The organism is Christiangramia qingdaonensis, from assembly GCF_048381525.1.
Taxonomy (GTDB): Bacteria; Bacteroidota; Bacteroidia; order Flavobacteriales; family Flavobacteriaceae; genus Christiangramia.
The window spans coordinates 1,097,507-1,106,189 of sequence record NZ_JBLWIM010000012.1; the positions used below are offsets into that span (position 1 = coordinate 1,097,507).

Here is an 8,683-nt window from a genome sequence, read left to right on the forward strand (position 1 = left end):
TAAATAATCAAGATCATGCAAAGTTTTAGAACCGAAATTGAAAATCCTGTAGTCGAGAAAGATATCCTGGATTTAGAAAAAAAGATCAGGCTTTTTCGCGAAGGAAAGGCTGATGAAGAGAAGTTTCGTAGCCTGCGCCTGGCACGTGGAGTCTATGGACAGCGACAGTCTGGAGTTCAAATGGTTCGTATAAAACTGCCGTTTGGAAAGGTAACTTCAGAACAATTACACCGGATCGCCAATGTTTCAGATGAGTATTCAAAGGGGCGATTGCATATTACAACCAGGCAGGATATCCAGATTCATTACGTGAGCCTGGACAGAACTCCCGAGCTTTGGGCGCAACTGGAAAAAGATGATGTTACTCTTAGGGAAGCCTGCGGGAATACAGTAAGAAATATTACTGCTTCGCCAACCGCTGGGATAGATCCCAACGAGCCTTTCGATGTCTCACCTTATGCACACGCTGTCTTTCAATTTTTTCTTCGGAATCCAATCTGCCAGGAAATGGGTAGAAAATTTAAGATGTCCTTCTCTTCTTCAGATGAGGATACAGCTCTGAGCTATATCCATGATCTTGGTTTTATTGCCAAACTGAAGGATGGAAAACGCGGATTCAAAGTAATGCTTGGTGGCGGTCTGGGCTCACAACCCCGGCATGCAGATGAGTTATATGACTTTTTACCTGCGGAAGAGATCATACCTCTAATTGAAGGTGTACTCCGGGTTTTTGATCGACATGGGGAACGTGCTAAACGTCTAAAAGCCAGGATGAAATTTCTTCTGAAGGATATTGGAAAAGAAGCATTTATGGAACTGGTAGCTGAACAAAAGACGGCACTTTCGCAAGAACAACCTGAATTTGAGATTGAAAGATTCGAAGCAGCTCCAGCATTGCAGGAAGTTGAGTTTCCTTCCGTAGAAATCGAAGATGAGAAAGAATTTGAAAACTGGAAGCAAACGAATGTTTTTGAGCAAAAGCAGGAAGGATTATTCGCTATTGGAATTCGTGTGCCACTTGGTGATTTTTATACTCGTGGAGCGAGGCAGCTGGCAGATCTAATTAAAAAATACGGAGGTAACGAGTTAAGATTAACCTTAAGACAGGATATTTTGATTCGTCACGTTCGCCAGGATTTACTGCCTTTTTTCTATACTGAACTGAAAAAACTGGGTTATGCAGAAGTTGGATACAATAAGAGTGTAGACATTACCGCCTGCCCGGGCACCGATACCTGTAATCTTGGTATTGCCAGCAGCACTGGAATTGCCGATGTGCTGGAAGATGTTCTCAAAGAAGAATATCCGCAATTCACTAATGGAAAGGATATAACCATAAAAATTAGTGGTTGTATGAATGCTTGTGGACAGCATAATATGGCTGAAATTGGTTTCCAGGGAATGTCTATAAAAGTCGGAAAAACGGTAGCTCCGGCACTTCAGGTGTTACTTGGTGGGGGAACCCTCGGGAATGGTAAAGGTAGATTTGGAGATAAACTTGTCAAAGTTCCCAGTAAACGTGGTCCTGAAGCTTTAAGGATAATTCTGAACGATTTTGAGGCAAATTCAGTAGCGCAGGAAAAATTTGTAGAGTACTATGATCGTAAAGAGAAAACCTATTTCTATGACTTGCTGAAAGATCTGGCAGATACTTCAAATATTTCCGAGAATGAGTTCGTGGATTGGGGACATGAAACCCCATATATTAAGGCAGTAGGAGTAGGGGAATGTGCCGGGGTGGTCATTGACCTGATTGCAACATTATTGTTTGAAAGTGAAGAGAAGATCGATAATGCGAAATCTGCGTTGGAACGAAAGGACTGGGCAGACAGTATTTATCACGCGTATACTTCGATTGTAAATTCAGCGAAAGCCTTGCTGCTGGCTGAAGATGTAAAGACGAATACCCACGCTGGAATCATTGCGCAATTCGATGAACTATTCGTTGAAACCGGCAAGATCGATCTGGCGACCACTTTTAAAGAATTTACATACCAGTTAAACCAGCATGAACCCAGCGAAGACTTCGCCAGAAAGTATTTAGAGGATGCGCAGTTATTTCTGAATAGAGTAGATGCTTATAGAACGAAGGAGGTACAAAATGTTTAATTCAGCAAAACTAACGGTAGTAGGCGCAGGTCCGGGTGATCCGGAATTAATTACAGTGAAGGCTTTAAATACTTTAAAGTCGGCTAATGTGATTCTGTACGATGCACTTATTAATAGAGATCTATTGGAATATGCACCCCAGGCGAGACATATTTTCGTGGGGAAACGAAAGGATAAGCACCGATTTTCTCAGGATGAGATCAATGAACTAATTGTAAAATATGCTACAGAAAAAGGTCATGTGGTAAGACTTAAAGGAGGAGATCCATTCATCTTCGGAAGAGGGTCTGAGGAGATCATCTATGCTCGAAAGCATGGACTGGAAACTGCGGTTGTTTCAGGAATAACCTCTTCCATTGCGGTACCGGCAAATGTTGGAATTCCGCTGACGCAAAGAGGCACTTCTGAAAGTTTCTGGGTGATCACGGGAACCACATCCCGGAAGAATTTATCTAATGACGTGCAATTGGCAGCACAATCTACAGCAACCGTAGTAATCCTGATGGGAATGGGAAAATTGAAGGAGATAGTGGAGATCTTCAGTTGTTTTGGAAAGCAAGATTTACCCGTAGGAATTATTCAGAATGGTACTACTGCTAATGAAAATTCAGGCTTTGGAACGATAAGAACTATTGAGAAGATAGCTTTAGAAAAAAAACTGGGAGCGCCTGCGATTATAGTGATTGGTGAGGTCGTGAAGGAAGCGAATGCTTTACAAACAGTTTTTCAGAACGTGAAAAGTCTTCCGAAACAACAGGGATATGTAAACATTGGAGCTGCTTAGAATGGAAGAGAGAAACGAACTATATCCGGTTTTTTTAAAAGTGAATCAACTTAATATCCTGGTAGTTGGTGGTGGAAATGTAGGTCACGAAAAGCTTCATTTTCTATTTAAATCCAGTCCTAATGCGAAGGTAGAGGTGGTAGCAAAATGGTTTTTACCGGAAACAGAAGAGCTTGCCAGAAAACACGGAGCTAAATTGACGAAGGGAAGGTATAAACGAAAATATCTTAAGAAGCGGCATTTTGTAATCGCTGCAACAAACGATGCAAAGCTTAATAAAAGAGTGTATAAAGATGCAAAAAAGAGATTTTTACTGGCGAATATCGCAGATACACCAGAATTATGCGATTTCTATATGGGCGGGATCGTAAATAAAGGGCATGTGAAAATCGCCATTTCCACTAATGGAAAATCACCAACGACCGCAAAGCGTTTACGACAGTTTTTTGAAGAAGTGATTCCCGAAAATGTGAACGAAATGGTGGAGAATTTGAATGAATATCGAAAATCCATCAAAGGTGATTTCGAAGCCAAAGTGGAACAAATGAATAGTATTACTGAGTCTTTAATTTATAAAAAGCAGAAAAATGATTAAAACAGATATCCTGATCATTGGTGCAGGACCCACAGGATTGTTTACCGTATTCGAAGCGGGACTTCTAAAACTAAAAACACATCTTATCGATGCTCTTCCTCAACCAGGCGGACAGTGTTCTGAGATCTATCCCAAAAAACCTATTTACGATATTCCGGCGTTTCCAGAGATCCTTGCTGGTGATCTTGTTAAGAATTTAATGGAGCAAATAAAACCTTTTGAGCCTGGTTTTACACTTGGGGAGCGAGCAGAAACTTTAGAAAAACTGGATGACGGAACATTTATAGTTACTACTAATAAAGGCACTCAGCATCATGCACCCGTTGTTGCAATTGCTGGCGGACTTGGTTCTTTTGAGCCACGGAAACCTCCAATTCCCAACATTGTAGATTTTGAAGATAAGGGAGTATCTTATTTTGTCAAGGATCCTGAAGTGTATCGTAATAAAAGTGTGGTGATCGCTGGTGGCGGGGATTCTGCTTTAGACTGGGCTATTTATTTAGCCGATGTTGCTGCTGAAGTTGCTTTAGTACACAGAAGAGAGGAATTCCGTGGAGCTTTGGATTCCGTAGAAAGAGTTTCAGAATTGGCTAAACTTGGAAAAATTGAAATGATCACAAACGCAGAAGTTGTGGGCTTAAAAGGTGAAAATCATTTAGAGCAGGTGGTTATTAGGCATAAAGATAAAGCGCGTGGTGAAGAATTCAGGGAAGTGGATGAATTCATCCCGTTATTCGGTCTTTCTCCCAAGCTAGGGCCAATTGGCAGCTGGGGACTGGAGATCGAGAAGAATGCGATCAAAGTAGATAATTCTTATGATTACCAGACGAATATTCCCGGGGTTTATGCGATAGGCGATGTGAATACTTATAAAGGCAAACTAAAGCTAATTCTTTCCGGATTTCACGAAGCTGCGATCATGTGCCAGAGTGCGTATGCACGAATTAATCCTGATAAGAAATACGTGCTGAAGTACACTACTGTGGGCGGAGTGCAAGGTTTCGACGGTACAAAAAAAGAAGCAAAACGAGAAGTGGTTAAAAGTATTAGTGTTTAGAAGATCTTGGTAACTAAGGTTACTCTTCAGAAGTATGAGAATTCCTATATTTATTGAAAATTTGAAAAAATGAAGATCAGCTTAAAGAGAATCAACGAGAATTACCTGTTCGAGACTGTAAATGAGCGCGGGAATATAGTAATGCTGGATAATAAATCTGATGAGGAGCCAAAGGGGGCCAGTCCCATGGATCTTCTGCTGAGGGGAATTGCTGGTTGTAGCAGTATAGATATTGTGATGATCCTGAGAAAGCAAAATCATGAGCTGGAAGATCTTCAGGTTGAGGTAGATGGTTATCGTCAAGATGGCGCTGTTCCTAATGTTTTCAAAAAGATTCATCTTGATTTTATTCTGAAGGGTGACGTTCCGGCATCAAAAGTGGCGAGAGCGGTGAAATTATCTATGGATAAATATTGTTCAGTTTCGAAAATGCTGGAAAAAGCTGCGGAGATCTCATATAGTGTGAACCTTAATTCTGAAAAAGTTATATAGTGAATTCGTTTGAAACGAGAATTGTAAAGACCTGGGATCCCTCATGGAAAGTCCGAATTCCGCTAGCTGCATTATTACTGGGTAGCGGTGTGATCGCGTATGTCTGGAAACCGGAAAATCCATGGCTGTTGCATTCAGCGCATACGGTTTATGTTATCTGTATGTTTATCGCACTAGGGCAAAGTTTTCTAAAACCAAGGACTTTAGGCCTATTAAGGATCACTCGCGATGAGATCATTATTGAAAAGGAGAATGAATCAAAAATATATAAGATCACAGAATTACAGGATCTTGGTTTCGATTATGTAGGGTATGCCAGTTTCTGGAAACACTCGATCTACGGAAATAAGAACCATTTATATTTTACCCATAGATCTGGAGAAAAGAGAGATCTTGAAATTACTCTTTCCAACAAGGAAATGAAAGAAGAATTTAAATCATTTCTGAAGGAATTAAGTGAAAATAATTTGCTGAAGGTTCAGCAAAGCGGAAATTTCTCATTTTAACAATCAGATTAATTTTTTGCCAAAAGCCTTGGTTTTTAGAGGCTGAACCCTATATTTGTCTCGTAAGTTCATTGTTTACTAACAATCGTTATCAAGAAAGGTTGAGGGATTAGACCCTGTGAAACCTTAGCAACCCTCCTTTGGAGAAGGTGCTACATTCTACTGAGTTCAGTCTCGGATAGATAACAAACAGAATTCTTTCCAGTCTTCTTTTTTTGATATCGTATTATTTGAATAATCATGTCGAAATTAGAAGAGTTACTCTCTCAAAAAATATTAATATTAGACGGTGCCATGGGTACCATGCTTCAGGAATATAAATTTTCTGAAGAAGATTTCCGCGGAAAACGTTTTGCCGACTGGCCCGTTTCTTTGAAAGGAAATAATGATCTGCTATCCCTTACCCAACCTGAAGCTATTGCCACCATCCATCGAAAATACTTTGATGCCGGAGCCGATATTGTAGAAACCAATACTTTCTCCGGAACTACCATTGCGATGGCCGATTATCAAATGGAAGAGTTCGTTTACGAGCTTAATTTTGAGTCGGCCAGAATTGCCAAAGCAGTTGCGGAGCAAGTCACTGCTGAAGATCCATCGAAACCAAGATTCGTAGCTGGTGCAATAGGTCCCACCAACAAAACGGCTAGTATGAGTCCGGATGTGAACGATCCCGGCTATCGCGCTATCTCTTTTAATGAACTTCGGAAAGCTTACAAACAACAGGCAAAAGCTTTAATTGAAGGTGATGTTGATGTTCTTCTCGTAGAAACCGTTTTTGATACGTTGAATGCGAAAGCTGCTCTTTTTGCCATCGAAGAGCTGAAAGAAGAATTGATTGTTGATATTCCAATTATTGTAAGCGGAACCATTACCGATGCTTCCGGAAGAACCCTTTCCGGCCAGACTGCAGAAGCTTTTCTAATATCAGTATCTCATATTCCTTTATTAAGTGTCGGTTTTAACTGCGCTTTGGGAGCGAAACAACTAACTCCGCATCTGGAAGTTTTAAATCGATATGCTAATTCAGGAGTTTCGGCCTATCCTAATGCCGGCTTACCTAATGCCTTTGGGGAGTATGATCAGGATGCTCAGGAAATGGCAGCTCAAATTGAAGAATATCTTGATAAAGGCCTGGTAAATATTCTCGGTGGTTGCTGCGGAACCACACCAAAACATATTAAAGCAATTGCTGAAATCGCTTCTAATTACAAACCTAGAGTCTTACCACAGCTCGAAACAGAAAGTATCTAGAATGTCACAAATAAGACCATTAAAACTTTCCGGATTGGAACCGCTGGTGATCACACCGGATAGTAATTTTATAAATGTAGGAGAACGAACCAATGTTGCCGGATCTAAAAAATTCCTGCGTCTCATTAAAGAAGAGAAGTTTGATGAAGCGCTGGAAGTTGCCCGGGAACAGGTAGAAAATGGTGCACAGATCATCGACGTGAACATGGACGATGGCCTTATTGAAGGGAAAGAAGCCATGATAAAGTTCCTCAATATCTTGGTTGCTGAACCCGATATTTCCCGTGTTCCTATTATGATCGATAGTTCCAAATGGGAGATCATTGAGGCCGGACTTCAGGTAGTTCAGGGCAAATGCGTGGTGAATTCCATCAGTTTAAAGGAAGGTGAAGAAGAATTCATCGCTCATGCCAAAAAAATAAAACGCTACGGCGCCGCCGTGATCGTGATGGCTTTTGACGAAAAAGGGCAGGCAGATAATTATGAACGTCGCATTGAAATTGCCAAACGCTCCTATGACATTCTCGTCAATCAGGTAAAATTTCCTCCCGAAGACATCATTTTTGATCTCAATATCTTTCCCGTGGGAACAGGAATGGATGAACACAAAAGAAACGCGATCGACTTTATTGAAGGTACACGATGGGTCAAAGAGAATTTGCCGCACTGTAGTGTGAGCGGTGGAGTAAGCAATGTTTCCTTTTCCTTTCGAGGGAATAACCCGGTACGCGAAGCCATGCATTCGGTTTTTCTATATCATGCGATCAAGGCTGGGATGAACATTGGCATCGTAAATCCTTCGATGCTGGAGGTATATGATGAGATTCCAAAAGAACTTCTGGAACACGTAGAAGATGTGATTTTAGATCGCAGGAATGATGCTACTGAGCGTTTACTGGACTTTGCTGGAAATGTCGTGGGTCGTAAAAAGGAGAATAGAATAGACCTTTCCTGGCGCGAGAATGCATTACAGGATAGAATTACACATGCTCTGGTAAAAGGGATTGATGCCTATATTCTTGAAGATATTGAACAGGCGCGAATTGAAGCTGAAAAACCTTTAGATGTTATCGAAGGTCACTTGATGACCGGAATGAACGTAGTTGGTGATCTCTTCGGAAGTGGTAAAATGTTTCTGCCGCAGGTAGTAAAATCTGCCCGTGTAATGAAAAAAGCCGTAGCGCATTTATTACCTTATATCGAAGCCGATAAATCGAATAAAAGACAGTCGGCTGGAAAAGTATTAATGGCTACTGTCAAAGGTGATGTGCATGATATTGGTAAAAATATCGTGGCTGTAGTTTTGGGATGTAATAACTACGAGATCATCGATCTTGGTGTGATGGTGCCACCGGAGAAGATCATCGAAACTGCCAAAAAAGAGAATGTAGATGTAATTGGTCTTAGCGGACTTATCACTCCGTCCCTGGATGAGATGGTGTTTCTGGCGAAGGAAATGGAACGTCAGGATTTTTCTGTCCCTTTATTGATAGGTGGTGCAACAACTTCTAAAGCTCATACCGCAGTTAAAATAGATCCCCAATATAAGAATGCGGTTGCACATGTAAATGACGCTTCCCGTGCGGTGACGGTTGTTGGACAGTTGCTAAAGGAGAGTACGAAAGAAAAATACAAGCGCGACCTTAAAACCGACTATGATACTTTCCGCCTTAATTTCAAGAAACGAAGTAAGGTCAAATCATTTCTAAGTATTGAAGAAGCTCGCATAAATAAATTTCAGATTGACTGGAAGAATACTGAGATCAAAAAACCGAATAAACTGGGAACACAGGTTGTCGAGGACTTTGATCTTTCTAAATTACTCGATTATATCGACTGGTCTCCATTTTTCAGAAGCTGGGATCTGCATGGCCGCTATCCAGATA

At 41.0% G+C, this 8,683-nt stretch carries 8 protein-coding genes and 1 riboswitch; all 8 genes read left to right on the forward strand.

Annotated elements, in window-relative coordinates:
* The first annotated feature begins 15 nt into the window (after positions 1–15).
* Complete coding sequence (locus tag ACNI3T_RS10035; RefSeq protein WP_418227667.1) at positions 16–2,109, forward strand: HEPN domain-containing protein; 2,094 nt, start codon at positions 16–18, stop codon at positions 2,107–2,109.
* Complete coding sequence (gene cobA, locus ACNI3T_RS10040; RefSeq protein ID WP_418227668.1) at positions 2,102–2,893, forward strand: uroporphyrinogen-III C-methyltransferase; 792 nt, start codon at positions 2,102–2,104, stop codon at positions 2,891–2,893. Before ACNI3T_RS10035 ends, cobA begins: the two co-directional genes overlap by 8 nt.
* Before the next feature lies 1 nt (position 2,894).
* The gene (locus ACNI3T_RS10045) at positions 2,895–3,488 is read left to right on the forward strand and encodes a precorrin-2 dehydrogenase/sirohydrochlorin ferrochelatase family protein (protein ID WP_418227669.1); all 594 of its coding nucleotides are present in this window, start codon (positions 2,895–2,897) and stop codon (positions 3,486–3,488) included.
* Entirely contained in the window at positions 3,481–4,545 is a 1,065-nt protein-coding gene (locus ACNI3T_RS10050) for an NAD(P)/FAD-dependent oxidoreductase (RefSeq protein WP_418227670.1), read from the forward strand. The genes ACNI3T_RS10045 and ACNI3T_RS10050 overlap by 8 nt, the downstream gene beginning before the upstream one ends.
* 69 nt (positions 4,546–4,614) lie before the next feature.
* The gene (locus ACNI3T_RS10055) at positions 4,615–5,037 is read left to right on the forward strand and encodes an OsmC family protein (RefSeq protein ID WP_418227671.1); all 423 of its coding nucleotides are present in this window, start codon (positions 4,615–4,617) and stop codon (positions 5,035–5,037) included.
* Positions 5,037–5,543: a hypothetical protein gene (locus ACNI3T_RS10060; protein WP_418227672.1), complete on the forward strand. Its 507-nt coding sequence runs from the start codon at positions 5,037–5,039 to the stop codon at positions 5,541–5,543. The genes ACNI3T_RS10055 and ACNI3T_RS10060 overlap by 1 nt, the downstream gene beginning before the upstream one ends.
* Positions 5,544–5,628: 85 nt before the next feature.
* A riboswitch (SAM riboswitch) is annotated at positions 5,629–5,732 on the forward strand.
* Positions 5,733–5,783: 51 nt separating this feature from the next.
* On the forward strand, positions 5,784–6,797 hold the full coding sequence (locus ACNI3T_RS10065) for a homocysteine S-methyltransferase family protein (RefSeq protein ID WP_418227673.1): 1,014 nt from the start codon (positions 5,784–5,786) through the stop codon (positions 6,795–6,797).
* 1 nt (position 6,798) lies between these two features.
* Positions 6,799–8,683 (forward strand): dihydropteroate synthase (locus ACNI3T_RS10070; RefSeq protein WP_418227674.1); only part of this gene is annotated, 1,885 nt, incomplete at its 3' end.